Origin of the sequence: Sphingobium mellinum, assembly GCF_037860795.1 — a bacterium.
Lineage (GTDB): Bacteria > Pseudomonadota > Alphaproteobacteria > Sphingomonadales > Sphingomonadaceae > Sphingobium > Sphingobium mellinum.
The window spans coordinates 94237-118912 of record NZ_JBANRK010000009.1; the positions used below are offsets into that span (position 1 = coordinate 94237).

The window sequence follows — 24676 nt, forward strand, 5'->3', positions numbered from 1 at the left end:
CCCTTTTATCCCCGTTACCCACAGGCTGTGGATGAAAATGACGGCTTGTTGAAGGTCTGTGGGTAAAAATACGGGAAACGAGGTGGGGGTTTGGCGGGCTATTTGATCCTCAACCTATCCCTTGCTTTATCCACAGTCCGTCTACAGAGATAGGCGTCATGTCGCGCATTCACCTGCACCTGCTGTCGGACTCCACCGGCGAGACGCTGGAGAATATCGCCAAGGCAGCCATTGGTGCATTCGAGAATGTCGAGGCGGTGCGCCATTTCTGGCCCATGGTGCGGTCCGATCTTCATCTCGACCGGATCATGGAGGAGATCGCCGCCAACCCGGGGCTGGTGCTGTTCACTCTGTCCAACCATCAGCTGCGTCGCCGACTGGAAACGCGGTGCCGCGCGCTCGGCCTGCCGCACGTGGCCGCGCTCGACAGCGTGACCGACGCGCTGTCTAATATATTGGGCCAGGAAACCCGCAATCGGCCGGGGCGAAAGCATATATTGGACGAAGCCTATTTCGCGCGGATTGAGGCGATTCAGTTCACCATCGCCCATGATGATGGCGTCGGTCATGAAAATTGGGAAGAAGCCGACATTGTCCTTGCCGGCGTGTCGCGCGCGTCCAAGACGCCGACTTCCATCTATCTCGCCAATCGCGGCTACAAGACGGCAAATATACCCCTCGTCGTGCAATCGCCGCCGCCGCGAAGCTTGTTTTCGCTCCGTCACCCGATGGTCGTGGGCCTGACCGTCAGTCCCGAACGGCTGGTGCAGGTCCGCCGCAACCGCCTGCTCTCGCTCAACCAGGCGCCTGAAACCAGCTATGTCGATATCGAAAAGGTGCAGGAGGAACTGGCTTTCGCCCGGCGGATGTTCGCGGACAATGGCTGGCCGGTAATCGACATGACCCGACGATCGATCGAGGAAGCAGCCGCAGCCATCATCAACCTCTTCAACGACCGCGTGCTGGCGGAAGGAGCCGATTCATGATCGTGCTGGCATCGCAAAGCGCGAGCCGGCGGGCGCTGCTGGAGGCGGCGCAGGTGCCGTTCGAGGCGCTGTCGCCAGGCGTCGACGAGGAAGCCGCCAAGGAAGCGCTGCGTGCGGATGGCCTTGACGCGCGGGCGCTTGCCGACGCGCTGGCGGAACTCAAGGCGCTCAAGATATCGCGGCGCGTCCCAGGGACACTCGTGCTGGGCTGCGACCAGACGTTGAGCCTGGATGATGGTACGATGATCGACAAGGCGGTCGACCGGGCTGACGCAACCCGGATTCTCAAGCTGCTGTCGGGTCGGGTCCATCATCTGCACAGCGCCGCCGTCATCGTGCTGAACGGCGAGCCCATCTGGCGCTATGTCGAACGGGTGCGAATGACGATGCGACCGCTGTCCGACACGTTCATCGCCGGCTACCTCGACCGCGACTGGGACCATTGCCGCTGGTGCGTCGGCAATTACCGGATCGAGGGACCAGGGGTCCAGCTGTTCGCCAAAGTGGAAGGCAGCCAATTCGCCATTCAGGGCCTGCCGCTGCTGCCGCTGCTTGACTTTCTGCGCATCCGGGGCGTTCTGCCATCATGACCGAAAAGCTCCCCTATGCCGAAGTGATCGGTGATCCGATCGCCCACAGCAAATCACCACTGATCCATAATTTCTGGCTCGACTGCCTGGGTATCGAGGCGGAATATAAGAAAACGCATGTTACCGGCGATGGCCTCGCCGCCTATTTCCTGGCGAGGCGGGCGGACCCCGACTGGCTGGGGTGCAACGTCACCATTCCGCACAAGATCGCGGTCATGGACTATACCGACGATCCCGGTGGGGTGCGGACCAGGATTGGGGCGATGAACACCATCGCGAGCGAGACCGGCGGCCCGCTGATCGGCACCAACACTGACGCCGGAGGCTTCCTGCAGCCGTTGTTGCGCGACAAGTGGAAGGGGACAAGCGCCGTCCTGGTGGGAGCCGGGGGCGCGGCACGGGCGATCCTGTTCGCTCTCACCACACTTGGGGTACCGGATATCACCGTGATGGTACGCGACGCCGCGAAGGGTCAGGCGCTGCTTGACCGGGCCGGGGTGAAAGGGCGGGTGATCGGCATGGCCGACCCGCTGCCCGCCGCCGATCTGCTGGTCAACACCAGCTCGCTCGGCATGGTCGGGCAGCCGGCGCTGGAGCTTGACCTCGCGCCGTTGCCGCCGACCGCCACCGTTTATGACATTGTTTATGCGCCGCTCGACACGCCTTTGTTGCTGGCGGCACGGGCACGGGGCCTTAAGACCCTGGACGGTCTGGAAATGCTGATCGGTCAGGCGGCGCTCGCCTTCGACATTTTTTTCGACGCTGAAGCGCCCCGCGACCGGGATGACGAACTGCGAGCGCTGCTGCTTGCCGCTTCATGAAGGTTTACGGCCTCACCGGCTCTATCGGCATGGGCAAGTCAGCCGTCACCGCAATGCTGCGGCGGCAACGCGTGCCGGTTTTCTGCGCGGACGCCGAAGTCCACAGGCTGCAAGGGCCGGGCGGCAAGCTGCTGCCAGCGATCGAGGCCCGTTTTCCAGGCACGACCGGCCCGAAGGGCGTCGACCGCGTAAAGCTGGGCGCGGCCGTTTTTGGTCATCCGCAGCAGTTGCGGGCGCTGGAAGCCATCGTCCACCCGGCCGTGCATGCCGCGCGCGAAGCGTTTCTACGCCGCCATGCCTCGCGGGCCTTCGTCATTTTCGACATACCGCTGCTGTACGAAAAGAACGGGCACCGCAAACTGGACGGGGTGATCGTCGTCACCGCCCCAGCCTGGAAGCAGCGGCGGCGGGTGCTGGCGCGGCCGGGCATGACAGCCGAGAAGTTCAGGAGAATCGTCCGCTTGCAGACGCCGGACGCTGAAAAGAGGCTGAGGGCGGATTATATCATCGATACCGGCACCACTTTCGCGGCGACCCGGGGCCAGGTACGACGCTTGGTCGCTTGCCTTGGGGCGAAGACAGGCCGATAACAGCAGGTCCGACCAGAGTCGACGTGAAGAGGGCGATGCGCGAGATCATATTCGACACCGAAACGACTGGATTGGACCCTGCCACCGGCGACCGACTGGTCGAAATCGGCTGTATAGAGCTCCTCAACCGGGTGCCGACGGGACGCACCTTTCACGCTTATTACAATCCGCAGCGGTCCATGCCGGCAGCGGCTGAGGCGGTGCATGGCCTGTCCGATGTTTTCCTCAAGGACAAGCCGCTCTTTTCCGCGGGCGTGCAGGAATTGCTCGACTTTCTGGAGGACAGCCGTCTCGTTGCCCATAATGCGCGTTTTGATTTTGGGTTCCTCAACCATGAATTGCGGCTGTGCGGCATGGCCGAGGTGGCGATCGAACGGATGATCGATACTGTCGCGATCGCGCGGCAGCTTCACCCGGGCGCCAAGCACAGCCTGGATGCGCTCTGCACCCGCTATGGCATCGACCGCAGCCATCGCATCAAACATGGCGCGCTACTCGATGCGGAATTGCTGGCGCAGCTTTACATCGAACTGACCGGAGGCCGGCAGATCGGCCTTGGTCTTGCACAGGAGGAGGAAAAACAACTGGTTAGGGTGGAACTTGCGGCGCAGGTTGCGGTTCGCCCTGTTCGTCCCGCGCGGGCCTTCGTGGTCAGCGCGGAGGAGCTGGAACGGCACAGGGTGTTTGTCGCGACTCTGGAAAAGCCGCTCTGGCTGGAGGAGGTTTGAAAGGCGGGGCTGACATCCTGCCTTTCCGAGCTTCGTGCCTACCGGGCCGCTCGCCTGCGGTCCGGCAAGAACAAGGAGAAGGCTAATGGATATTCGTGTTTCCGGACATCAGGTCGACACGGGCGACGCGCTCAAGCAGCATGTCCAGACCCGGCTGGAGGCGATGGCCGAGAAATATTTCTCCCGAACCCTTTCCGCCCAGGTCACGTTCAGACCTGCACCGCACGGCGCCTTCCATTGTGATATCGTCTGTCATGTCATGACCGGCCTGATCCTGAAAGGGGCAGGGGAGGCGCAGGAGGCGCATCCCGCTTTCGATCAGGCGGCCGAGCGGATCGAGCGGCAGCTGAGGCGCTATATGCGCCGGCTTAAGGATCGTCACGCGCAGGCCGTTGCCGCCGAGGCACAGCGTGCCAACGGATTTGATGTGAACGGCGTGGATGGAGCCGGCTACACCATATTTGCGTCGGTTTCCGAAGAAGAGGAGCCGGAGGAGGCGCCGCTCATCATCGCAGAAACACGGGTCGATATTCCCGAAGCCAGCGTGTCCGACGCGGTCATGATGCTCGACCTGCGCAATACCAACGCGCTGCTGTTCCTCAATGCCGGAACTTCCGCCTATAATATGGTCTATCGCCGCCATGATGGCACGATCGGCTGGGTGGAACCGCGCCAGTAGCCTGAGGGTTCGCTCCATAGGCCCCGGTTGACCTCAGTAAGCCGGCGGCCTATGGGGCCGAGCTTTATATGTCCCGAGTACGCGCTGGCCTTTCAAAGACGCGCGTGTCTTGGCTGTTTCGGGTTGGTCATGGTTCATTTCAACGATATCGTCTCGCCCGACGCGCTTGCCACGGGTGTCGCCGTAAACGGCAAGAAGCCGCTGTTCCAGAAAATCTCGCAACTCGCTGCGGCGGCCTATGGGCTGGATGCCGGTGCCGTGTCGGAAGCCCTGTTTGAACGGGAACGGCTGGGATCGACCGGCTTTGGTGGCGGTGTCGCCATTCCTCACGCAAAAATCTCTGGGTTGCAGCGGATGAGTGGCGTGGTCGTATTGCTGGAACCCGCCATCCCGTTTGACGCGGTGGACGAGGCGCCGGTGGATGTCGTCTTTGCGCTTCTGTCTCCTGCCGACAGTGGTGCCGAACATCTCAAGACATTGGCCCGCGTTTCGCGCTATCTGCGCGACGAGGGTCATGTGGCGCGCCTGCGCGGGGCGAAGTCGGCGGGCGCCCTCCAAGCCCTGCTGGCCGGCGGGGAAGCGCGTGACGCAGCCTGAGGCGCCCTCCGCGCCCAGTGGCGAGGAGGCGCATTTCCGCGCGCTGGAGAATCTCTATCGCTCCGCGCCGATCAACCGGCTGTTCCGGTCGGAACTCACTATCACCGAACCTGGCCATTCCGTCATCGAGTTCGACGTTGACGAAGGGCAGTTCCATGCTGCGGGCGCGGTGCATGGGACAGTATATTTCAAGATGCTGGACGATGCCGCATTCTACGCGGCCAACAGCCTGGTGAGCGACCGCTTCCTCCTGACGACCGCCTTTAACCTGCTCTTCACCCGCCCGATCGGCCCCGGCCGGATTCGCGCCGAGGGCCGCTGGATCAGCGGCAAACGCCGCGTGTTCGTGGCCGAAGCGAGTCTGGTCGACATGGATGGCGAAGAAGTAGGCCGTGGCACCGGCACTTTCATGCGGTCGCAATTCCCGCTTTATTCCTTGCCGGGTTATGGCAGCTGACCGCCTGACCAGCGCCATGCTGGTCGGCGTGCTGGTGAGACGTGCGGCAGCGGCGGGCGGATTCGCCACCGTGTTGGCGAAGGGTGACGCGATCAGCGGCGTCATCCTGGTGGAGGCGGTGGAGCGCGGGAAGCCTCAAGGCCTGTTCGAACGCACACCGGATTTTGCGGGGCGGTATGTTCTCAACCGCTGCGGGCCACCGCCGGAATCGGGGCCGGACATGCTGTCCCAATATATTGAGCGCCGCCGTCGCGTGGACCCTGACCTGTGGGTCATAGAACTCGACATCGCGGATGCGGAACGGTTCGCCGCTGAAACGATCTGTTGATCGTTGACTCTCGGAACCCCGGGAGGCACTGGCGCTGCACGCTTCAACGCGCAGGTTGCCGAATTCGCCCGTGGGGGGCGGGCGCGGTAAACACGCAGACGGGGGGCGGCCCGACGTCGGCAATGATAAAAGGGTTTAATCCGACGTCCCTTGGCCAAGAACCGCACGATTTTGAGTTGTAATGAGTTTTCGTTTGAAGTCCGCGATTGCCGCGGCATTTGCCCTGTCTGCCTCTGCGGCGGTCATGGCGGCCGATATGTCGAGCGCCAATGAGGCTGCTCCATCGGTCCAGTCCCTCTACGGGACCCAGGAGCTGCATTCAGCTCCTTCGGCGGCTGGCAAGCCCGCCGTCGTTTTTGCCGCTCCGCGCGAGGTCGCGCAGCCGCTGGCACCCCTTTCCGACAGCGCCGATGTGAAGGCGGATAACCTAGCGGCTCTGGTTGAAGCGCAAGGCGTTCCCGAGACCGTCGATGGCGACATGAAATGCCTGGCCGGCGCTGTCTATTTTGAATCCAAGGGCGAAAGCCTGGAAGGCCAACTGGCCGTTGCGCGCGTTATCATCAATCGCGTCAAGTCCGGCCGATTCGCCAGCAGCATGTGCGGCGTTGTCTATCAGCCGGGACAGTTCAGTTTCGTGCGTGGCCACGGCATGCCGTCCATTCCGACATCGAGCCAAAGCTGGCGTGAAGCGGTCGCGATCGCGCGCATCGCGATGGATGGCGGCTGGGACAGCCGTGCCGAAGGCGCCTTGTTCTTCCACGCCCGGCGCGTCTCGCCCTCGTGGGGCAAGCATCAGCTCGCCGCGATCGACAACCATATTTTTTATCGCTGATCGTTCGATCAGTCAGGTCAGCATCGGTCGGTTCGGGAGCCATCCTGAATCGGCCTTTTCTTTTGTTCCCTTCCTGTTCTAATATGCGCCGATGACCGCCGCGCCTCCAGACAGTTGCTCTCCCCTGACCAACGGCACCGCGTTCGCGGTCGCGCGCGGTACGCTGCGCCTTTTCTTGCGCCACGACATGAGCGGTATCCTGGAGGTGCCACTGCCCAATGGTCGCCGGGCGGACATCATGGCGATCGACGGAGCGGGCCGGATCACGATCGTCGAGATCAAATGCAGTCGCTCCGATCTGATCGGCGACATGAAATGGCCGGACTATTTCGAGTATTGTGACCGGTTCTATTGGGCGGTCCCGGCGGGATTCGACCTTGCCCTGTTCGACAGCGAGGCGCTGTGGCCCGCGCGAACCGGATTGATCGTTGCGGATCAATATGATGCCGAACTGTTGCGCCCTGCGCCCACGGAACCGCTGCCGGGCGCCCGCCGCAAGGCTGAGACGCTACGTTTCGCCCGCCGCGCCGCCCGCCGGCTGACGGCAATTGCGGACCCCGATCATGCGACGGACATCGGACGGTGATTGACGTGCGAGCAGCTGTGTCCTGCGATCGAGGACGCTGATCCGCACCTATCGTCGTTTGCCCCAATATTCATCGGCCAGATATTGGTGGAGCGCCGTCGAGCCTTGCCGGGCCGCGGTCTTGGCCATATGGCGCCTGATCTCGTAGCTGCTGGCGCGGAACGCGTCAGGCGACGGTCGGGCCGGCTTTTCGCCGGGGCCCATATATGGATGGAAAATGTCTCCGAGAGCTTGTTCCCAAGCCTTCTCGATCTCGATCTTGTTACGCTCCATTGGCCACCTCTTGCGGAAAGGGTGATTGTGGAAAGATGGGGAGGGCTATCCCCATCGGCAAGAGGCGTTGATCAATCGTAAAACTACTGACTGAGAAGGCCGGTTCAGAAAACCGGCCCCTGCACCGGCCCTTTGGGAGCGGCGCTGCTCTTTGCGGCGCGGAGCGCATCGACCAGTCCGGGCGTGCGCGAATCGCGGTCGGCATAATCACGCGCCGACATGCCGGCGATGCTATCGCGCCGGTCGGCATTGGCGCCATGCGCAACCAGCAGCCGAACCACTGCAAGATCGTGCAGCTGCACCGCCCTTATCAGGGGTGTTTCGCCGCTGCCATTGGCCTTGTCGATCTGCGCGCCGGCAGAGAGCAGGAGGATGACGCCGTCCTGGAACCGCGCCTGCACCGCCTTCATCAGCGGCGTGTCGCCGCCATTGTCGGTCAGATTGGGATTGGCGCCCTTGCCGAGCAGAAAGGCGAGCCATGTCGCGTCACGCCGGGCTATGACCAGGTGCAGCGCGGTTTCACCGCTGGTGACATCGCGGCTGTTGATGACGGTCGACCCGGGCTTTTGGATGAGGTCGGTCACCTTCTGACCGTCGGCATCCTTGACCGCCTTCAGGAAGTTGTAGCTGTCGGAAAACTGCGCCTGTGCAGCAACCGGAGACAGCAGCGCCAGCGCCAGCGCAGCGGCGCCCGCCTTCCCCGACCATGCCCGAAAACGTCCCATCATCGCTCTGTAAGCCCCTTGGCATTTGCAATAGCGCCAATAGCAGTGCATGGCTGGCCGCGCTATGAACAAAGCGTCCAACTCGCTGATCCTGCCGCTCGTGCTGTTGCTCGCAGCCTGCAATATGGGGTCGGGCGGCAATGCATCAAGCAGCCCCCAAAGCGCACCTGGAGACCTTGCCGGCGCGCGCATCGGTGGCCCTTTCGCGCTCACTGACCAGGATGGGAAGAAGGTCCGGTGGGATGATTTCAAGGGCCGGTATCGGCTGGTCTATTTCGGCTACAGCTATTGCCCCGATGTCTGCCCCGTCGACCTGCAACGAATCATGCAGGGCTTCACCCGCTTTGAAAAGGCCGATCCTGGCCGCGCGGCGAGGCTGCAGCCGATATTCATCACGTTGGACCCCGAACGGGACACGCCGCAGGTGCTCAAGACCTATGTCGCCGCCTTCCACCCCCGCCTGATCGGCCTGACCGGGACGCCGAAGGAGATTGCGAAGGTCGCCAAGGATTTCGTCGTCCTTTACAACAAGGAAGAGCAGAAGGGCGCTAGCACCTATCTGGTCAGTCACAGTCGGACGCCCTATCTGTTCGGTCCGGACGGCCAGCCCGTGGCGCTGGTGCCGGTGGATGATCCAGGAACCCCGGACAAGCAGGAGGGCGATCCGGCCGAGGTGCTCGCCTTCCTCGAAAAATGGGTCAAGTGACGATTGGACTTCTGGGAAAAGCCCCTCGACAAGCTGGATCGCCCCGAATGGGAGGCGCTGTGCGACGGCTGCGGCAAATGCTGCCTGCATAAGGCCGAGGATGAGGAGACGGGGCGCATTTACCCCACCAATGTCGCCTGTCGGCTACTCGACCGGCAGAGCGGACAATGCACCAATTACAAGGAGCGACGCCGCTTCGTGCCGGATTGCGTGCGCCTGACGCCGCAGAAGGTGAAGACCATCAGCTGGCTGCCCCGCACTTGTGCCTATCGTCTAAGGGCAGAGGGAGAGCCGTTGCCGCACTGGCATTATCTGATCTGCGGTGATCGCGAAGCGGTGCATCGCGCGGGGGAGTCCGTGCGCGGCTGGACGGTGGCGGAAGCGGACGCGGGTGATTGGGAACATCATCTTGTCGACCGGGAACTCTGAGGCGGTCCTGCTGGTCGACGGCGTGGCCGTGCCGGTCCGCATTCGGCGATCGGCACGCGCCAAAACATACCGGCTGTCACTGGACCATGACCGTGGCGAGTTGCGGCTGTCCCTGCCCAGCAGGGCGAACCTTAACCGCGCGCTCGGCTGGGCGCAGGATCATGAGGATTGGGTGCGATCACAGATGGCGGCGCGACCCGAAACGGTGGTGCTGGGGGATGGGGCCTGCTTTCCGCTGGAAGGACGGGAGGTCCGCATCTGCTGGGTCGAAGGCACCGCCCGCACGATCCGCGTCGAAGGCAGCCAGCTGCTCACCGGGGGTGCGGCGCAGTCCGTCGGCCCTCGTGTGCTGCGCTGGCTGAGGGCGCGTGCGCGGGCTGTATTGGAAGCCGAAAGCCATGCCATGGCACGGGACCACGGCCTGATCGTCGCCTCGGTGGGCATCGGCGATCCACGCAGCCGCTGGGCCAGTTGCGCGTCAAGCGGGGCGATCCGCTACAGCTGGCGGTTGATCCTGTGCCCGCCCGATGTTCGCCGCGCGACCGTCGCACATGAGCTGGCGCATCTGCTGCACATGGACCACAGCCCGGCCTTCCATGCTGCCCATGCGCGCATCCTGGGCGTCGATCCCAAACCCGCGCGCGCGTGGCTACGCGCCCATGGAGCAGCGCTGCACCGATTTGTTGCATGAAGATGGGTCAGAGCGGGGAAGGACAGCGGTGCTCGGCATCCTGTCGATGAGCGAGGCCACAGTCCTTGCAGATCACGTGGCGGCCCTGTTTCACCCCATGTCCCACCGCAACCCGCTCGTCAAAGACATAGCAGTCGCCCTGCCATCGGCCCTGCGCCTCGGGGACTTCCTCCAGATACCGCAGAATGCCGCCCCGCAGGTGATAGACCTCGTCGAAACCGCGCGACCGAACCAGCGCGGTCGATTTCTCGCATCGGATGCCGCCGGTGCAAAACATCGCGATGCGCGGCGTCCGTCCCTCCTCGCGCAACCCCGCGGCGAACGCATCGAACCAGCCGGGAAAGTCACGGAAGGACCGCGTGCCCGGATCGATCGCGCCGGCGAAGCTGCCGACCGCGATTTCATAGGCGTTGCGCGTGTCGATAACGACGGTGTCGGGGTCGGCGATCAGCGCGTTCCACTCTTCGGGATCCACATGACGACCGGCTTCGTGGACCGGGTCAAGATCGCCTACGCCAAGAGTCACGATCTCGCGCTTCACCTTGACCTTCATCCTGCCGAAGGGGGCGTGCTGCGACGCCGAATATTTGACATCGAGATCGGCGCAGCCCGGGAGCGCGCGGATGTGGGCGATCAGCGCGTCGATCGCTTCCCCGTTGCCCGCCACCGTGCCGTTGATCCCCTCCCGCGCCAGGATCAGCGTGCCGCAGGTGCCGATACGCGCGCAGGTGGCGCGTAGTTCGTCGGCCAGCATATGTGGATCGTCGAAGCTGGCAAAGCGATAAAGCGCGGCGATGGTGAAGGTTGGAGGCATGCCGCGCGCCATAGCGGCTTGCCGGCCCTCTTGAAAGACGGTCGTCTTGGGCGCATAGGCGAGCCATGGTTCCCCTTTCGTTCGCCGGTCATGATTTCCTGGCGCTGTCGGAAGCAGCGCTGTTCTGGCCGGCGCGCGGGGCACTGCTGGTGGCCGATCTGCATTTCGAAAAGGCAAGCTGGTTCAGCCGCTTCGGCCAGTTTCTTCCTCCCCATGACAGCCAGGCGACTTTGGACCTGATCCAAAGGCTGGTGGAACGGACGGGCGCGCGTGCCGTCTGGGCATTGGGCGACAGTTTCCATGACGCAGATGGCGCGGCGCGTCTGTCTCCGTCGGTGCGCGACGGGCTTGCGGCGCTGACCGCGCGGCTCGACTGGCTGTGGATCACCGGCAATCACGATGCGAGCGTCGCATGTTTGCCGGGCGGCCGGCGCCTGGCCGAAGCGGAAGTGGACGGCATCTGGCTGCGGCACGAAGCCGATGCGGCTGATCCGCGTCCGGAAATTTCAGGCCATTTCCACCCCAAATTCCGTCTATCGTTGCGTGGCCGCCATGTGTCGCGGCGCTGTTTCGTGGGGTCGCCGACGAAGCTCATCCTACCGGCCATGGGCTCGCTTGCTGGCGGCCTCGACGCGGACCATGGCGAGATTCGTCGTGCCGTTGGCCCGGGCGCGAGCGCGCTGGTTCCCGTGGCGGATCGTCTGCTGCGCTTTCCCCTGGCGTGACCGAACCTTAGGTAAAGCAGATTTTAAGCTGTTGCTGTTAAACAACAGGCATGAATATAGGAGTGGACCGAGGCACCAAAACGCCGGAAAATCTGGCTTCGCTTGCCTTTGCGCCGCTGTGGCCGCATAATCGCACCATCAGGCAGACATGGAAAAACCATGCGTCGCAGGAGAGAGAAGGGCCCTCCATGAACCACAAGAATCTGTGGCTGCTGTCCGCCGGCTTTGCCGCGCTGGTGGCGTCGATCTCGTCTGCTCAGGCGCAGGACAGTGCCAACCAGGGCGCGGCGGACGATACAGTCATCATCGTGACGGCGACGCGGCGCGCCAGTCCTTTGTCCGATGTGCCGATCGCCGTTTCGGCCGTCAGCGCGCAGGCTATGCAGAATAGCGGCGCCAGCGACATTCGCAGCCTCAACCAGCTGGCACCCTCGCTGCTCATTTCCTCCACCGGATCGGAAGCCAACGCATCGGCGCGCGTGCGAGGTATAGGCACGGTCGGCGACAATCCGGGCCTCGAAAGCTCGGTCGCGGTCTTCATCGACGGCGTCTACCGGTCTCGCACGGGGGCGGGGCTCAACGAACTGGGCGAAATCGAGCGGGTCGAGGTGCTGCGCGGTCCGCAGGGCACGCTGTTCGGCCGCAATGCATCGGCGGGTCTCATCAACGTCATCAGCAAGGCGCCGGAATTCAAGGCGGCCGGCAAGGCCGAAGTCACCTACGGCAATTATGACTATTGGCGCCTGTCTGGCCGCATCACCGGCCCGGTGACCGACCAGTTGGCGCTCAGCCTGGACGGCGTGTGGTCGAAGCGGGACGGCTTCTTTGATCTGGTCGATGCGGCCGGCAAAAAGGTCGGCGATACCAATGATCGCGACCGCTATTTCCTGCGCGGTCAAGCTCTCTACGAGCCCAATGACGCACTCTCCATCCGGCTGATCGGCGATTATACCCACCGCGACGAAAGCTGTTGTGGCGCCGCCTATATCGAAACGCGCGAACGGCAGCCGCTGACGGGCGGGGGGTATTCGATCGCGCCGTTCAACCGCATCGCGGCGATCCTCAGTGGACAGGGCACCGTCTTCCCGACCGATCCCTATGACCGCAATCTGAAGATCACGCCAGGCCGCAACTATGTCAGCAAGGTCAGGGATTGGGGTGTTTCGGGTCAGGTCGACTACGATCTGGGCCGCGCCAAGCTGACCAGCATCTCGGCATATCGCGACTATAAGAGCCAGGATTACGGCGATTATGATTATAGCGGCGCCGACCTGCTTTATCGCGACCCCAACACCTATCGCCAGTTCCGCACCTTCACCCAGGAATTGCGGGCCCAGGGTTCGGCCTTTGGCGAGGTCCTCGACTGGCTGGTCGGCGGCTATTATGCGCACGAAAAGCTGACGCTGGAAGACAATATCGTCTTCGGCGCCGACTATGGCCGGTTCGCGGCATGCCGCCTCATGGCGGGCGCCGGAGCGACCAGCAATCTGACTGCGCAGCAGTTGGCGGCTTGCGGCAGCGGTCTTGCCACCCAAGCGCTCATCGGCGGCACGCAGGCGCAGCTCAATGCCGGCCTGACACCTGCCGTCGGTGCGACCCAGGCCGGCCTCATCTCCGGCGGGCTCGGCAACGGCCTGCGCGCGCTGGCGGCGATCCCTTCAGGCACCGGCGATGTCGCTTCGCTATATCATCAGAAGAGCCAGAATTGGGCGCTCTTCACCCATAATATCATCCACATCACCAAGCAGCTCGATCTGACGCTGGGCCTGCGCTACACGCATGAAAGCAAGCGGTTTTCGGCGGATTTCAACAATAACAACGCCACCTGCGCCGCGCTGCAGGCGTCCAGCCTGCGCGCGCTGGCGACCAATCCCGCGCTCGGATCGGCCGCGGCGCTGGCGGGCGGCATTCTGACGCTGGGATGTCTGGGCAATTCGTCCACCGGTCTTAACGCGCTCAACCTTAATGACAGGATCAGCAACGGGGAGTTTTCCGGTACGGCTGTGCTTTCGTGGAAGCCGGTCGAGGAGCTGCTTGTCTATGGCAGCTATTCGAAAGGCTACAAGGCGGGCGGCTATAATCTCGACCGTTTCCAGCTGGGATCGACGGGGCTCAACCCCGTGCCGGCGGTCTTTTCGCCGCGCAGCAATGCGGACGTGACCAGCCTGCGCTTTGCCGCCGAGAAGGTCGATGCGTTCGAGATCGGCCTCAAATACGCCCAACCCAAATGGAGCGCGAATATTGCGGCGTTCCGGCAGGAGTTCAAGAATTTCCAGCTGAATACGTTCAACGGCACCAGCTTCGTGGTCCAGAACATCAACGGCTGTGAGAGCGCGCTGACGGCGGCGCGCACCTGCGCGAGCGATGATGTCGGCCCCGGCCTCATCAGCCAGGGCGTGGAACTGGAACTGACCGCGTCGCCCGTGCGCAATGTCCGCTTCGCCGGCGGCCTCACCTATACGCGGGCGAAGTTCGCCAACCGGCTGGTGGGCAGCAGCAGCGGCGCGGTGCCGCTTGATCCGGCGCTGTTCCTGCTGCCCGGCTCGATCAATTCTCAGGCGCCTGAAATCGTTACGACGGTCAGCGCTTCCTGGACCCCGGAGATCGGCTCCAGCGGCCTTTCCGCGCTTTTCTATATCGACGGGCGCCTGACCGGAGACTTCAATACCGGATCCGACCTGTTCCCCGAGAAGGCGCAGGACGGCTATGCGGTATTCAACGCGCGCGTCGGCATTCGCGGGCCGCAGCAGCGCTGGGCGGTCGAATTCTGGGGGCAGAATATCTTCAACCAGGATTATACCCAGGTCGCCTTCAGCAGCCCGCTGCAGTCGAGCAGCCCGACAACCTCGACCACGGGGCAATTTGCGCGCGGGGCGCCGATGGCGAACCAGTTGATCTCCGCCTATCTCGCGGAACCCCGAACCTATGGCATCACGTTGCGCGGGAGTTTCTGATCATGCCCCTGCCGCTCGCCGGAACAGGGCGGGCGGCAGACGGGCGTTCGCCAAACAGCGCCGTGCCTACCCGGATATCGGTCGCGCCCAGCATGATCGCCGTTTCGAAGTCGCCCGACATTCCCATGGAAAGCCGGTCAACGCCCTCCTCCCGAGCCATCTTGGCGAGCAGGGCGAAATAGGGCGCGGGCTCGATAGCGGCGGGCGGCACGCACATGAGGCCAGCGACCGGAATGTCGGCTTTCCGCGCCGCGCGAATCAGAGCCGGCGTGTCGGCAATCGGGCAGCCGCCCTTCTGTTCCTCCGCGCCGATATTGACCTGGATAAAGCATGGCACCCGCTTGTCTGCCGCATCCATCGCACGGGCCAGTGCCGTCAGCAGCGATGGCCGGTCGAGCGAGTGGATCACGTCGAACAATGCGACGGCGTCGGCCGCCTTGTTGGACTGGAGTTGCCCGACCAGATGCAGGCTGATGTCGTGCGTTTCCGCGCGTAAATCGGGCCATTTGGCCTGGGCTTCCTGCACCCGGTTTTCGCCAAAGATGCGCTGCCCCGCTGCAATCAGCGGCCGTATGGCGGCGGCGTCCTGCGTCTTTGACACCGCGATCAGGCGGATGTCGCTCGCGCTGCGGCCGGTGAGGCGGGCGGCGCGGCCCATAGTGTCGTGCACGGCGGAAAGGCGGACGGTGGCTTCTAGGCTGTCGCTGGTCATGGCGCCTGCTATAGGCGAGGGTGATGAGCCATCGCTACGCCAAAAATCTCCCGTCCTTGTGGCTGGTGACCGACGAGCGGGTGGGGCCCGACGCGCTGCTCGCAGCCGCAGAGCGCCTGCCATCGGGACAGGCCGGCGTCCTCTTTCGCCATCACCGCAGCGGCGGGCAGGACCGCCGCGCGCTGTTCGACCGTATGAGGGTGACCGCGCGGCGGCGGCGCCTGTTGCTGCTGCTCGCCGGGTCAGAGCGTCAGGCACTGTCCTGGGGTGCGGACGGCTGGCATGGGAGAAGCGGGAGCAGGGCAGCACGACGTGCGTTTCACAGCATGGCGGTGCATGATGCGCGCGAACTGGCAATGGCAATCCGTGCCGGCGCAGACCTCATTTTCTTGTCCCCACTGTTCCACACGCGTTCGCACCCCGGCGCCGGAGCATTGGGCCGCGTGCGCTTCGCCAGGCTGGCACATTGCGCGCCGATGCCTGTCATGGCGCTTGGCGGCGTCCGGCCCAGGCATCGCAGGATGCTGCGCCTTCTTGGTGCAGCCGGGTGGGCGGCGATCGACGGGCTGATGGACTAGCGGCTCACAACAAGCCGCAGGTATTTTGAACGAGATGGAACTGCGTGCGCTAATGCAGGGTCGCGCCGAGCTCAGGCATGAGTGCGCCGACCGTCTCGACGGGAAATTGCGACCCGGCTGACGGCGCACATGCGCCGCCGCTCGCCATCAGCCATGCAGGCCCGGATGCTCAGGCAATTCAGCGGAAACAGGAACGTCCCCGCGTCCATCAGCAGATCAGAATTTGAAGACCGTGCCCAGATAGACCGCCTGATTGTCCTGACGGTCGTCGGTCATCGGCGTCAGTCGGCCGATCACGCTGTTATTGTAGCGCAGCCCAGCGGTGACGTTCAGATTGCGCGTCAGCGAATAGGAACTGGCGAGATCCAGCGAATAATCCTTGTCCGCGCTGGCGGACTTGACCGCCGTGCCGGGATCGCGACGGCTCTCGATAATCGCCTTGGTGCTGAAACGAGTCTTGCTGCCCTGATCCAGCGAGAAATTTTTCGCGCCAGCCATCTGGTCGATCGAAACAGGATCCAGTTCCTTGTGGCCGACCGCTTCGGGCAACGCGAACTTGCGCCAATTATGCGCGCTGTTCAGGCTGAAGGCGACCGGCGCGATGTTGACCATGTCGATCGTCCGGCTGACTGTCACGCGATCGTTCAGATCAGCCGCACGCACCATAACCGTTACGGAGCGCTGACCGCTCATCGACCCGCTGGTCGGCGTGAAACGGAAGCTCTGGCGCCCGGCCGATGCCGCGATCCGCGCGTAGGCCGCGGCAAGGCGCGGATCCTTGGTGGTCGGCGTGAAAGAGGAAATGCTACCGAGCGCGCCGAGCGAGACAGGAACGTCAGCCCGAAATCGTATCAGGTCCGTAGCTGCGCCGAGTGCGGGAGACAGCGCAAAGCCTGCCACGGCGACAGCCGAGCCTGCCAATGCCAAATATCCCCTGTTCACACGCATGACGCGAATCTCTTCCCCACCGACTAATTTTCAAACCTTCTACGCGCTAAGCGGCGAAAAGGACAGGGCGCCATGCTCTTTTTGCCCGGCTGTTGCATGGAACACACAGACTTTCCAACGGCTCCCGGAAGCGGTCACCTGCGGCGGTGAGCGGCCCCCTTGCCCATTGCTGCGCGTCCTCTATAGAAGCGGAGCGTTTTTTCCAATATGGGACATTTTCGATGGTCCGCCGCCTTCCTGCCTCTGTTTCCGCCGGTCTGCTGCTGGCCGCCCTCCTGCCCCTGGCTGCTTGCGGAGGTGGGGCGAAGGACCGGCCCAAGGCCGACCTCGCCGCTTCCAAGGTCACGACGATCGGCGTAAATGCCTATTTGTGGCGCGCGGCGTTGGATACGCTCTCCTTCATGCCGATGGCGCAGACGGATTCCAACGGCGGCGTGATCGTCACCGACTGGTATGCCAACCCAAACAGCCCGAACGAGCGGATGAAGCTGACGGTGTCGATCCTGGACCAGGATCTGCGCGCGGATGCGGTGCGCGTCGCCGCCAGCCGTCAGGTCAGCCAGAACGGTCAGTGGGTTGACGCGCCGGTGCAGGCGGCGACCGTTCAGAAGCTGGAGGAAATTATCCTCACGAAGGCGCGCGACCTTCGCCGCATGGCGATCGCGAGCTGAGCGGCCCGACCCCATCCATTTGACGAAACGGGCCGGGCTTGCGAAAGCTCGGCCTGACTGCATTTTCGAGGACTTCACATTCATGCAAAGGCGCTTCAACCCGCTTGAGGCCGATGCCCGTTGGCAGGCCGTCTGGGACGAGAAGCAGACGTTCAAGGCGTCGGACAGCAGCGACAAGCCCCGCTCCTACGTGCTCGAAATGTTCCCTTATCCTTCGGGACGCATCCATATCGGCCATGTCCGCAATTATTCGATGGGCGACGTGCTGGCGCGTTTCCGCCGCATGACAGGGCATGAAGTGCTGCATCCGATGGGCTGGGACGCCTTTGGCATGCCGGCCGAGAACGCCGCGATGGAAAAGAAGGTCCATCCCGGTGCATGGACGCGCTCCAACATCGCGACTATGCGCGCGCAGCTCAAGAAGCTCGGCTTCGCGCTCGACTGGAGCCGCGAACTCGCGACCTGCGAGCCGGACTATTATGGCCATGAACAGGCGCTGTTCCTCGACATGCTGGAAGCGGGCCTAGTTTATCGCAAGGAAAGCGCGGTCAACTGGGACCCGGTAGACATGACCGTTCTGGCCAATGAGCAGGTGATTGACGGCAAGGGTTGGCGATCGGGCGCGCCGGTGGAAAAGCGCAAGCTCTCCCAATGGTTTCTCAAGATCACCCAGTTCGCCAACGACTTGCTTGACGGTCTCAAGACGCTCGACCAGTGGCCCGAAAAGGTGCGGCTGATGCAGGAAAACTGGATCGGCAAATCGGTCGGCCTGCAATTCCGCTTCAGGCTGGACGAGTCAGTCGAAGGGGTCGAGGAACTGGAAGTCTTTTCCACCCGTCCCGACACCATTTTCGGCGCGAGCTTCGCGGCGATCGCGGCGGATCACCCGATTGCGCTGGCACTGGAGGCGAAGGACCCCGCTTTGGCGGCCTTCGCTGAGGAATGCCGCCACACCGGCACCGCCGCCGCCGAGATCGAAACGCAGGAGAAGAAGGGATATGACACCGGGCGATCGGTGATCCATCCTTTCACTGGCCGCAAGCTACCGCTGTTCGTCGCGAATTTCGTGCTGATGGATTACGGCACTGGCGCCGTCATGGCGGTGCCGGGCCATGACCAGCGCGACCTCGACTTCGCGCGCAAATATATGCTGCCCGCCGAGCGCGTTGTTGCCGCCGAAGGCGACGAGGCCAAGGGCATCGCGGACGAGGCCTATACCGGCCCCGGCCGCCTTGTGAATTCCGATTTCCTCAATGGCATGAGCGTAGAGGAGGCGAAGGCCGAGGTCATCCGCCGCGCCGAAGAAGGGGGCTGGGGCACCGGCACGACCGTCTTCCGCCTGCGCGACTGGGGCGTGTCCCGCCAGCGCTATTGGGGCACGCCGATACCGGTCATCCATTGCGACGACTGCGGCGCGGTAGGCGTGCCCAAGTACCAGCTGCCGGTGGTGCTGCCCGAAGATGTCAGCTTCGACATTCCGGGCAATCCGCTCGACCGGCATCCGACCTGGAAGCATGTCGACTGTCCCAGATGCGGCGAGCCGGCCCGGCGCGAAACCGACACGCTGGACACCTTTGCGGACTCAAGCTGGTATTTCATCCGCTTTGCCAGCCAGCCCAAGGACATGCCTTTCGACCGCGAAACGGTAGAAAAATGGCTGCCGGTCGGGCAATATATCGGCGGCGTGGAACATGCGATCCTGCATCTTCTCTACGCCCGCTTCTGGACCCGCGCCCTCCAGCATATGGGGCAGATCGGCTTTGCCGAACCCTTCACCGGCCTTTTCACCCAAGGCATGGTGACGCATGAGACCTATAAGTCACCCGAAGGTGCCTGGCTCGCCCCCCAGAATGTGGAGCGGCAAGGCGACAAGGTGGTGATGCTGGACGGCGGCGCGCCAGTCACGGTCGGCCGGGTCGAGAAAATGTCCAAGTCCAAGAAGAATGTCGTCGATCCCGATGACATCATCGCCCAATATGGCGCGGACGCCGTGCGCTGGTTCATGCTGTCCGACAGCCCGCCCGAGCGCGACCTGCCCTGGACCGAAAGCGGGATCGAGGGCAGCTGGCGCTTCGTGAACCGCCTGTGGCGCCTTTTCGGCGAGGCGGACAAGTCGGGCGAAGGCGACGACGTTTCTGGTCGGGATCGGGCGCTCGACCGCAAGCTGCACCAGACGATCGACGGTGTTGCGAAGGATATCGAGGCGCTGTCCTTCAATAAGGCAGTCGCCAAGATCTACGAACTGACCAACGCGGTCGAAAAGGCCAGGCCCTCGGCCAGCCGGTCCGCCGCAATCCGCGCGCTGGCGCTGCTTGTCGCGCCGATGACCCCGCATCTTGCGGAAGAAGCATGGGCCGAGATGGGCGAGCAGGGGCTGATCGCCGATGCCGCGTGGCCCACGGTCGATGCCGCGCTGCTGGTCGAGGATGAAGTGACGGTCGCCTGCCAGGTCATGGGCAAGCTGCGCGACACCATCACGGTCCCCAAGGGCACGCCCAAGGATGAGTTGGAAAGGCTCGCTTTGGCGGCGCCCAATGTGATGCGGACGCTGGATGGCGCCACGCCCAAAAAGGTGATCGTGGTACCGGATCGTCTCGTGAACCTGGTGATCTAGGAACACCCGGTTAGCTGAACCCGTGGAACGACGCGCGCCGGCTTCGACAAGCGTAGCCCGAATGGATATAGGATTGGCCATGAAGCGCATTTTGTCTCTCCTCGCCCTTGCCGCCCTGTCTGCCTGTGGGCTGCATCCGGTCTACAGCGGCGGCGGCCACGGGCCGGTCGCGCAAAAACTGGGCAAGGTCGAGATTGCGCCTATCGAGGGCAAGGCGGGCTGGCTCGTGCGCAATGCGCTCAACGACCGTCTCTCGGCGATGAATGGTAGCGGCTCGGCATACCGGCTTGTGGTGAAGCTGGACGATCAGATCAGCGGCTTTGGCCTGCGGTCCGACGCGGCGGTCACGCGCGAAAGGCGCACGCTCCGGGCGCGTTATCAGCTTTTCGACGCCGCGACCGGCGCGCAGGTCATCGACGACACCGCCGGGTCGGACGCCGGCATCGACGTTACCTCCAGTGAATATGCCACGATCGCCGCTGAAGACACCGCGCTTGAGCGGCTGTCGCAGACGATCGCGGACGAAATTGTCGCCCGCCTTGCCTTGTTCGCGGCGCGGAGCGATCGGCCTTGAAGGCCAATCGGGGCCAGATTGAAAAAGCGCTCGACGCGCAGCCTGCCGACATCCGCTTCTTCCTGCTGCACGGCCCCGACGAAGCGGGGAGTGCGGCACTCGCCAAGCGGCTGGAGCATGCGATGGGCGCGCAGGCGGAGCGCATTGACCTTGATGGTCCCACCCTGCGCGAGGACCCGGCGCGGCTGTCGGACGAGGCGGCGGCCTTTTCCATGTTCGGTGACAGGCGCTGGGTGCGGATCAGCGGCATCGGCGAGGAATCGCTGCCTGCGCTTGTCGCGCTGTTGGAAGCGGAAGCGGCCGGCAATCCGGTCGTCGCCACCGCCGGCGCGCTCAAGGGCACGTCCAAGCTGCTGAAACTCGCTACCGACAGTCCGCGCGCCATGGCCTTTGCTTCCTATCAGCCGGAGGCGCGGGAAGCCGAGCAGATCGCCGTCGCCATGGCATGGGAAGGGGGCCTGCGCCTGTCGTCCGACCTCGCGCGGCGTATCGTTGAGCTTGCCAGCGGCGATCGCGCTTTGATGGGGGGCGAGATCGAGAAGCTCATCCTCTATCTCGACGCAGCACCGGATCGTCCGCGAGACGCCACGGCCGAGGCGCTGGACGCGCTGTCCGCCGACAATCTCGACGCCGACGTGGCGCCATTGGTCAATGCGGTGCTGGGCGGCGACCTGCGCGCCATGCACCGCGAGCTGGGGCGGCTGGCGCAGATCGGGACGGCGATGGCCGCCGTGCTTCGCCCGCTGCTCAGCCGAGCGATGCTGCTCGCCAACATACGCGCCAGTTTCGACCAGAGCGGCCGGCTCGAAGCGGCGGTGGAAGCGGCGGGCAAACAGGTGTTCTGGAAGGAAAAGGCCGTGGTGACGCGACAGCTGCGCCTGTGGGATGCGGACGGCATCGCCCGCGTTATTCAGCGCCTCTCACAGGCGGAGCGGGCCAGCCGATCCAGCGGCGGCATCGGCGACCTGCTGGTGCGCCACGAACTGCTGGCGATTGCCCGAAAGGCGGCGCGGGCACGCTAGCCGGTGCGGATGGCCTTGCTGCTACCCGCTTGATCGCGCGCAAGCGCCGCGCCATATTGCCGGGCATGGACAAGCTCACCCTGACCGATGCCGAATGGCGCGAGCGCCTTTCCTCCGAACAATATCATGTCCTGAGGGAGGCGGGGACAGAGCGCGCCTTCACGGGCAAATATAACAACAACAAGGCCGACGGCCGCTATTATTGCGCCGGTTGCGGCGCTGAACTGTTCGACGCCGAAGAAAAATATGACAGCGGCTCGGGCTGGCCCAGCTTCACCGCGCCGGTGGACATCGATGCGGTCGAGGAGATCCGCGACATGAGCCACGGTATGATCCGCACAGAAGTGCGCTGCGCCAAATGCGAAGGGCATCTGGGTCATGTCTTCCCCGATGGTCCAGGTGTCAACGGCCTGCGTTATTGCATGAACAGCGCGTCGCTGGACTTCAAACCGCGCGACGAGGTTGAATAATCGTTCATCCCCGGTAAAGCGGCCCTGCTCTTGAGCAGTCAGCATCTTTGGGGTGGCTGGCGCCTGTTTCCGCAGGCTTCCCCTTCATTCAGCGCGGGTCCGGCAGCATAGATGGCAGGGAAAAGCAAAGCAAAGCTCTGGCTGGTTCGGCTGGTGAAATTCGGGCTGGTCGCGGTCGTTGGCGGCTTGTTCGCGATCGGCGTCGCGGTCGCCATCGCCTATCAGTCGCTACCGGATTATGAATCGCTCAAATCCTCTCCCAACGGCCAGATGATCCGGGTTCACGCCGCCGACGGCAGCGTGATCGTGTCGCTGGGTCCCAGCTTTGGCCGATGGATGTCCTATGACCAGATCCCACAGGTCATGGTTGATGCGATGATCTCCACGGAGGACAAGCGTTTCTACCTGCACCCCGGGGTCGACCCGGTCGGCATGGCGCGCGCGACCTGGGTGGCGCTGGAAAATCGCGGCAAGGGACGGCGCTGGCAGGGCGCTTCGACGATCACCCAGCAGGTGACACGCAACATCTTCCTCAACAACAGCTACAGCTGGGGCCGCAAAGTGCGGGAGATGGTGCTGGCGCTGGCGCTGGAACGCAAATTTTCCAAACGCCAGATCCTCGAACTCTATCTCAACAAGGTCTATTTCGGCGGCGGCGCCTACGGCATCGACGCCGCATCGCGCAAATTCTTCGGCCATCCCGCGACGACGCTGCGCCTTCCCGAGGCCGCGATTATCGCGGGCCTGGTCAAGGCGCCGTCGAGCTATTCGCCCACCGCCGACGCCGATGCCGCGGTCGGCCGCGCCGGCGTGGTGCTGGATCTCATGCAGGAAAATGGCGCCATTACCGCGGCGCAGCGGGCCAATGCTGACCTGCAAAGCGTCAGGATGGCGCCCGAACCCAACCAGAACAGTGTGCGCTATTTCACCGATTGGGCATTGCCGCAGCTCGACGTGCTGGTCGACGAGCCCAATGAACCACTTGAAGTCTACACCACCATCGACCTCGGTATGCAGAAGGCTGCGACCGCAGCGATCCAGGCGAATGCTCCTCCGGGCGCGCAGGGATCTCTCGTCTCCCTCGACCGCGACGGCGCCGTGCGGGCGATGGTCGGCGGGCTCGACTATGTCACGTCAAATTATAACCGCGCCACCACCGCCACGCGCCAGCCGGGGTCGGCCTGGAAGATATTTGTCTATATGGCTGCGCTGGAGGCCGGTTATACGCCGGACACCAGCGTGACCGACAAGCCGGTCACGATAAACGGCTGGAGCCCGCGCAACAGCTCCGGCCGCTATTCGGGCGAGATCGATGTCCGTACTGCCTTTGCCTATTCCATCAACACGGTGGCAGCGCAGCTGGGCGTCGAGGTTGGCTTTCCCACAGTCGCCGACATGGCGCGCCGGTTCGGCATCACCACGCCGATCAACACGCATCCATCAATGGTACTGGGCACGTCGGACGTGCGCCTCATCGACATGACCCGCGCCTTCGCCTCGATCGCGCGCAAGGGGGTGGCGGTAACGCCCTACGGCATCACCAAGGTCACGACCGCTGACGGACGGCTGCTCTATCAGCATCAGGATGATACCAGCCGCGTTCTGGTCGCTCCCTGGGTTGCCGCCGGCATGACCGACCTCATGCAGACGGCAGTCAGCACCGGCACCGGCAAAGCGGCGCAGATCGGCCGCCCCGTGGCAGGCAAGACCGGCACCACCAGCAGCAACAAGGACGGCTGGTTCCTGGGCTTTTCCAGTGGCATCACCACAGGCGTCTGGATGGGAAGGGACGATGCGCGCCCCGTCGGCGTGCTGCAGGGCGGTCGTGCCCCGGCGCGAGCCTTTGCCGATTACATGAAGGTTGCTGTCGCGAACCGGCCGGTCGAACAGTTTGAAACCCAGGTGACGCTCCCTGAATGGCAGCTCGAACCGGATGAGGAAGCCTATTATGGCCAGCCGGACAATGGCACGGGGGGCGGCATGATGGTCGACGAGAATGGCCTGCCGATCGATTCCCGCCAACAGCCCCCACAGCAGCAGGACCAAGGGGACGAAGATCAGACAGACGGTGCGCAGCCCTCGCCGCAGGCTGCTCCCGCGCGGCCGAGTCCGCCCCGCCTTGACCAGCAATGGATCGACAATGTGTTGGGGCGCAATCGGCAGCCGCAACAGTCCCCGCATTGAGGATAGCCCACGTTCATCGTAGGCGTGTTGGCCCCTGATCTGGCGTGGACGGGGAGGGCGTGGACTTAGCCCCTGGCCTGACGAGCGGAGGCAAGCCGGGCACATCCAAGGCGCTGGCGTCGGGCATCAGGAAATTGACCTTTCCCCGGCCGAAATCGATCGCGACCCGATCGAACATCCTGAGCGCCTGGATGCCGGTAGCAGCGCGGGCTTTTCGCTCAGTCCCAATTCCGCAAATGGCCGGGCGTCGGCAAACATGGCAGGGATGCCGGGAAGGCTGATCGACCCCATTCGGATCCGCGCGATGCGCCCCTAATACCAACCACCAGTGATGCTGACTCACGAGGGGGATTCCCAAGGCGGTAAATTTCTGAATCTATGGCTTCTCGTTG

Annotated in this window: 28 protein-coding genes; 23 read left to right on the forward strand and 5 right to left on the reverse strand. The window is 63.7% G+C overall.

Annotated features, from left to right (window positions below; genetic code table 11):
- The first annotated feature begins 158 nt into the window (after window positions 1-158).
- From AAC640_RS11590 to AAC640_RS11640, 11 genes are all read left to right on the forward strand, one after another.
- Window positions 159-986 (forward strand): pyruvate, water dikinase regulatory protein, encoded by an 828-nt coding sequence (locus tag AAC640_RS11590; RefSeq protein ID WP_340266412.1) that lies wholly within the window; start codon window positions 159-161, stop codon window positions 984-986.
- Window positions 983-1576, forward strand: a complete 594-nt coding sequence (locus tag AAC640_RS11595) for a Maf family protein (protein WP_340266414.1) — start codon at window positions 983-985, stop codon at window positions 1574-1576. Before AAC640_RS11590 ends, AAC640_RS11595 begins: the two co-directional genes overlap by 4 nt.
- Complete coding sequence (locus AAC640_RS11600; protein WP_340266416.1) at window positions 1573-2397, forward strand: shikimate dehydrogenase family protein; 825 nt, start codon at window positions 1573-1575, stop codon at window positions 2395-2397. Before AAC640_RS11595 ends, AAC640_RS11600 begins: the two co-directional genes overlap by 4 nt.
- Window positions 2394-2987 carry a dephospho-CoA kinase gene (coaE, locus tag AAC640_RS11605; protein ID WP_340266418.1) on the forward strand — a complete coding sequence of 198 codons (594 nt, stop codon included), beginning with the start codon at window positions 2394-2396 and terminating at the stop codon, window positions 2985-2987. Before AAC640_RS11600 ends, coaE begins: the two co-directional genes overlap by 4 nt.
- A 35-nt stretch (window positions 2988-3022) precedes the next feature.
- The gene (gene dnaQ / locus AAC640_RS11610; RefSeq protein ID WP_340266420.1) at window positions 3023-3715 is read left to right on the forward strand and encodes a DNA polymerase III subunit epsilon; all 693 of its coding nucleotides are present in this window, start codon (window positions 3023-3025) and stop codon (window positions 3713-3715) included.
- An 85-nt stretch (window positions 3716-3800) separates the two neighbouring features.
- Complete coding sequence (hpf, locus tag AAC640_RS11615) at window positions 3801-4394, forward strand: ribosome hibernation-promoting factor, HPF/YfiA family (protein WP_340266422.1); 594 nt, start codon at window positions 3801-3803, stop codon at window positions 4392-4394.
- Window positions 4395-4523: 129 nt separating this feature from the next.
- Window positions 4524-4991, forward strand: coding sequence for a PTS sugar transporter subunit IIA (locus AAC640_RS11620; protein ID WP_340266424.1), 468 nt, complete (start codon window positions 4524-4526; stop codon window positions 4989-4991).
- A complete protein-coding gene (locus AAC640_RS11625; RefSeq protein WP_340266426.1) occupies window positions 4978-5448 on the forward strand; it encodes a PaaI family thioesterase in 471 nt (156 codons plus the stop codon). Before AAC640_RS11620 ends, AAC640_RS11625 begins: the two co-directional genes overlap by 14 nt.
- Entirely contained in the window at window positions 5438-5776 is a 339-nt protein-coding gene (locus AAC640_RS11630) for a DUF1491 family protein (protein WP_340266428.1), read from the forward strand. The genes AAC640_RS11625 and AAC640_RS11630 overlap by 11 nt, the downstream gene beginning before the upstream one ends.
- A gap of 181 nt (window positions 5777-5957) precedes the next feature.
- A complete protein-coding gene (locus AAC640_RS11635; RefSeq protein ID WP_340266430.1) occupies window positions 5958-6608 on the forward strand; it encodes a cell wall hydrolase in 651 nt (216 codons plus the stop codon).
- Between the two features lie 91 nt (window positions 6609-6699).
- Window positions 6700-7194, forward strand: a complete 495-nt coding sequence (locus tag AAC640_RS11640; protein ID WP_340266432.1) for an MmcB family DNA repair protein — start codon at window positions 6700-6702, stop codon at window positions 7192-7194.
- A 48-nt stretch (window positions 7195-7242) separates the two neighbouring features.
- On the opposite strand, the gene AAC640_RS11645 is transcribed toward AAC640_RS11640, so the two are convergent.
- Window positions 7243-7467: a hypothetical protein gene (locus AAC640_RS11645; RefSeq protein WP_340266434.1), complete on the reverse strand. Its 225-nt coding sequence runs from the start codon at window positions 7465-7467 to the stop codon at window positions 7243-7245.
- A gap of 104 nt (window positions 7468-7571) precedes the next feature.
- Window positions 7572-8195: an ankyrin repeat domain-containing protein gene (locus AAC640_RS11650; protein WP_340266435.1), complete on the reverse strand. Its 624-nt coding sequence runs from the start codon at window positions 8193-8195 to the stop codon at window positions 7572-7574.
- 46 nt (window positions 8196-8241) lie between these two features.
- On the opposite strand from AAC640_RS11650, the gene AAC640_RS11655 reads away from it, so the two are divergent.
- From AAC640_RS11655 to AAC640_RS11665, 3 genes are read left to right on the forward strand one after another with little or no spacing between them, the layout of a single operon-like run.
- Complete coding sequence (locus AAC640_RS11655; protein ID WP_340266437.1) at window positions 8242-8898, forward strand: SCO family protein; 657 nt, start codon at window positions 8242-8244, stop codon at window positions 8896-8898.
- A 3-nt stretch (window positions 8899-8901) separates the two neighbouring features.
- Window positions 8902-9327: a YcgN family cysteine cluster protein gene (locus tag AAC640_RS11660; RefSeq protein WP_340266439.1), complete on the forward strand. Its 426-nt coding sequence runs from the start codon at window positions 8902-8904 to the stop codon at window positions 9325-9327.
- Window positions 9308-10018, forward strand: coding sequence for a M48 family metallopeptidase (locus AAC640_RS11665; RefSeq protein ID WP_340266441.1), 711 nt, complete (start codon window positions 9308-9310; stop codon window positions 10016-10018). Before AAC640_RS11660 ends, AAC640_RS11665 begins: the two co-directional genes overlap by 20 nt.
- A 7-nt stretch (window positions 10019-10025) precedes the next feature.
- Here the strand turns inward: AAC640_RS11665 and trhO are convergent, their stop codons facing one another.
- Window positions 10026-10832: an oxygen-dependent tRNA uridine(34) hydroxylase TrhO gene (trhO, locus tag AAC640_RS11670; RefSeq protein ID WP_340266443.1), complete on the reverse strand. Its 807-nt coding sequence runs from the start codon at window positions 10830-10832 to the stop codon at window positions 10026-10028.
- A gap of 65 nt (window positions 10833-10897) precedes the next feature.
- Between trhO and pdeM the strand changes: the two genes are divergently transcribed.
- Both pdeM and AAC640_RS11680 read left to right on the forward strand, forming a co-directional pair.
- Complete coding sequence (pdeM, locus tag AAC640_RS11675; RefSeq protein ID WP_340266445.1) at window positions 10898-11557, forward strand: ligase-associated DNA damage response endonuclease PdeM; 660 nt, start codon at window positions 10898-10900, stop codon at window positions 11555-11557.
- Between the two features lie 188 nt (window positions 11558-11745).
- Window positions 11746-14511 (forward strand): TonB-dependent receptor, encoded by a 2766-nt coding sequence (locus tag AAC640_RS11680; RefSeq protein WP_340266447.1) that lies wholly within the window; start codon window positions 11746-11748, stop codon window positions 14509-14511.
- Here the strand turns inward: AAC640_RS11680 and AAC640_RS11685 are convergent.
- The gene (locus AAC640_RS11685) at window positions 14489-15223 is read right to left on the reverse strand and encodes a YggS family pyridoxal phosphate-dependent enzyme (protein WP_340266449.1); all 735 of its coding nucleotides are present in this window, start codon (window positions 15221-15223) and stop codon (window positions 14489-14491) included. The two genes, AAC640_RS11680 and AAC640_RS11685, sit on opposite strands and share 23 nt — an antisense overlap.
- A 23-nt stretch (window positions 15224-15246) precedes the next feature.
- On the opposite strand from AAC640_RS11685, the gene AAC640_RS11690 reads away from it, so the two are divergent.
- Complete coding sequence (locus AAC640_RS11690; RefSeq protein WP_340266451.1) at window positions 15247-15801, forward strand: thiamine phosphate synthase; 555 nt, start codon at window positions 15247-15249, stop codon at window positions 15799-15801.
- Window positions 15802-16017: 216 nt separating this feature from the next.
- Here AAC640_RS11690 and AAC640_RS11695 read toward each other — a convergent pair whose 3' ends face one another.
- Complete coding sequence (locus tag AAC640_RS11695) at window positions 16018-16749, reverse strand: hypothetical protein (protein WP_340266453.1); 732 nt, start codon at window positions 16747-16749, stop codon at window positions 16018-16020.
- A 221-nt stretch (window positions 16750-16970) separates the two neighbouring features.
- On the opposite strand from AAC640_RS11695, the gene AAC640_RS11700 reads away from it, so the two are divergent.
- From AAC640_RS11700 to AAC640_RS11725, 6 genes are all read left to right on the forward strand, one after another.
- Window positions 16971-17420: a DUF3576 domain-containing protein gene (locus AAC640_RS11700; RefSeq protein ID WP_340266455.1), complete on the forward strand. Its 450-nt coding sequence runs from the start codon at window positions 16971-16973 to the stop codon at window positions 17418-17420.
- An 82-nt stretch (window positions 17421-17502) separates the two neighbouring features.
- Entirely contained in the window at window positions 17503-20034 is a 2532-nt protein-coding gene (gene leuS, locus AAC640_RS11705) for a leucine--tRNA ligase (RefSeq protein ID WP_340266457.1), read from the forward strand.
- 79 nt (window positions 20035-20113) lie between these two features.
- Window positions 20114-20608 carry an LPS assembly lipoprotein LptE gene (lptE, locus tag AAC640_RS11710; protein WP_340266459.1) on the forward strand — a complete coding sequence of 165 codons (495 nt, stop codon included), beginning with the start codon at window positions 20114-20116 and terminating at the stop codon, window positions 20606-20608.
- Complete coding sequence (gene holA / locus AAC640_RS11715) at window positions 20605-21630, forward strand: DNA polymerase III subunit delta (RefSeq protein ID WP_340266461.1); 1026 nt, start codon at window positions 20605-20607, stop codon at window positions 21628-21630. The genes lptE and holA overlap by 4 nt, the downstream gene beginning before the upstream one ends.
- Before the next feature lie 65 nt (window positions 21631-21695).
- Window positions 21696-22100 carry a peptide-methionine (R)-S-oxide reductase MsrB gene (msrB, locus tag AAC640_RS11720; protein ID WP_340266477.1) on the forward strand — a complete coding sequence of 135 codons (405 nt, stop codon included), beginning with the start codon at window positions 21696-21698 and terminating at the stop codon, window positions 22098-22100.
- A 111-nt stretch (window positions 22101-22211) separates the two neighbouring features.
- The gene (locus AAC640_RS11725) at window positions 22212-24284 is read left to right on the forward strand and encodes a transglycosylase domain-containing protein (RefSeq protein ID WP_340266463.1); all 2073 of its coding nucleotides are present in this window, start codon (window positions 22212-22214) and stop codon (window positions 24282-24284) included.
- The last annotated feature ends 392 nt before the right edge of the window (window positions 24285-24676 follow it).

Excerpts from the sequence above, each read along its gene's own strand:
- AAC640_RS11590 (WP_340266412.1), top strand. The coding sequence starts at position 159 with ATGTCGCGCATTCACCTGCACCTGCTGTCGGACTCCACCGGCGAGACG.
- AAC640_RS11595 (WP_340266414.1), top strand. The coding sequence starts at position 983 with ATGATCGTGCTGGCATCGCAAAGCGCGAGCCGGCGGGCGCTGCTGGAG.
- AAC640_RS11600 (WP_340266416.1), top strand. The coding sequence starts at position 1,573 with ATGACCGAAAAGCTCCCCTATGCCGAAGTGATCGGTGATCCGATCGCC.
- coaE (WP_340266418.1), top strand. The coding sequence starts at position 2,394 with ATGAAGGTTTACGGCCTCACCGGCTCTATCGGCATGGGCAAGTCAGCC.
- dnaQ (WP_340266420.1), top strand. The coding sequence starts at position 3,023 with ATGCGCGAGATCATATTCGACACCGAAACGACTGGATTGGACCCTGCC.
- hpf (WP_340266422.1), top strand. The coding sequence starts at position 3,801 with ATGGATATTCGTGTTTCCGGACATCAGGTCGACACGGGCGACGCGCTC.
- AAC640_RS11620 (WP_340266424.1), top strand. The coding sequence starts at position 4,524 with ATGGTTCATTTCAACGATATCGTCTCGCCCGACGCGCTTGCCACGGGT.
- AAC640_RS11630 (WP_340266428.1), top strand. The coding sequence starts at position 5,438 with ATGGCAGCTGACCGCCTGACCAGCGCCATGCTGGTCGGCGTGCTGGTG.
- AAC640_RS11635 (WP_340266430.1), top strand. The coding sequence starts at position 5,958 with ATGAGTTTTCGTTTGAAGTCCGCGATTGCCGCGGCATTTGCCCTGTCT.
- AAC640_RS11640 (WP_340266432.1), top strand. The coding sequence starts at position 6,700 with ATGACCGCCGCGCCTCCAGACAGTTGCTCTCCCCTGACCAACGGCACC.
- AAC640_RS11645 (WP_340266434.1), bottom strand. The coding sequence starts at position 7,467 with ATGGAGCGTAACAAGATCGAGATCGAGAAGGCTTGGGAACAAGCTCTC.
- AAC640_RS11650 (WP_340266435.1), bottom strand. The coding sequence starts at position 8,195 with ATGATGGGACGTTTTCGGGCATGGTCGGGGAAGGCGGGCGCCGCTGCG.
- AAC640_RS11655 (WP_340266437.1), top strand. The coding sequence starts at position 8,242 with ATGGCTGGCCGCGCTATGAACAAAGCGTCCAACTCGCTGATCCTGCCG.
- trhO (WP_340266443.1), bottom strand. The coding sequence starts at position 10,832 with ATGCCTCCAACCTTCACCATCGCCGCGCTTTATCGCTTTGCCAGCTTC.
- pdeM (WP_340266445.1), top strand. The coding sequence starts at position 10,898 with ATGGTTCCCCTTTCGTTCGCCGGTCATGATTTCCTGGCGCTGTCGGAA.
- AAC640_RS11680 (WP_340266447.1), top strand. The coding sequence starts at position 11,746 with ATGAACCACAAGAATCTGTGGCTGCTGTCCGCCGGCTTTGCCGCGCTG.
- AAC640_RS11685 (WP_340266449.1), bottom strand. The coding sequence starts at position 15,223 with ATGACCAGCGACAGCCTAGAAGCCACCGTCCGCCTTTCCGCCGTGCAC.
- AAC640_RS11690 (WP_340266451.1), top strand. The coding sequence starts at position 15,247 with ATGAGCCATCGCTACGCCAAAAATCTCCCGTCCTTGTGGCTGGTGACC.
- AAC640_RS11695 (WP_340266453.1), bottom strand. The coding sequence starts at position 16,749 with ATGCGTGTGAACAGGGGATATTTGGCATTGGCAGGCTCGGCTGTCGCC.
- AAC640_RS11700 (WP_340266455.1), top strand. The coding sequence starts at position 16,971 with ATGGTCCGCCGCCTTCCTGCCTCTGTTTCCGCCGGTCTGCTGCTGGCC.
- leuS (WP_340266457.1), top strand. The coding sequence starts at position 17,503 with ATGCAAAGGCGCTTCAACCCGCTTGAGGCCGATGCCCGTTGGCAGGCC.
- lptE (WP_340266459.1), top strand. The coding sequence starts at position 20,114 with ATGAAGCGCATTTTGTCTCTCCTCGCCCTTGCCGCCCTGTCTGCCTGT.
- msrB (WP_340266477.1), top strand. The coding sequence starts at position 21,696 with ATGGACAAGCTCACCCTGACCGATGCCGAATGGCGCGAGCGCCTTTCC.
- AAC640_RS11725 (WP_340266463.1), top strand. The coding sequence starts at position 22,212 with ATGGCAGGGAAAAGCAAAGCAAAGCTCTGGCTGGTTCGGCTGGTGAAA.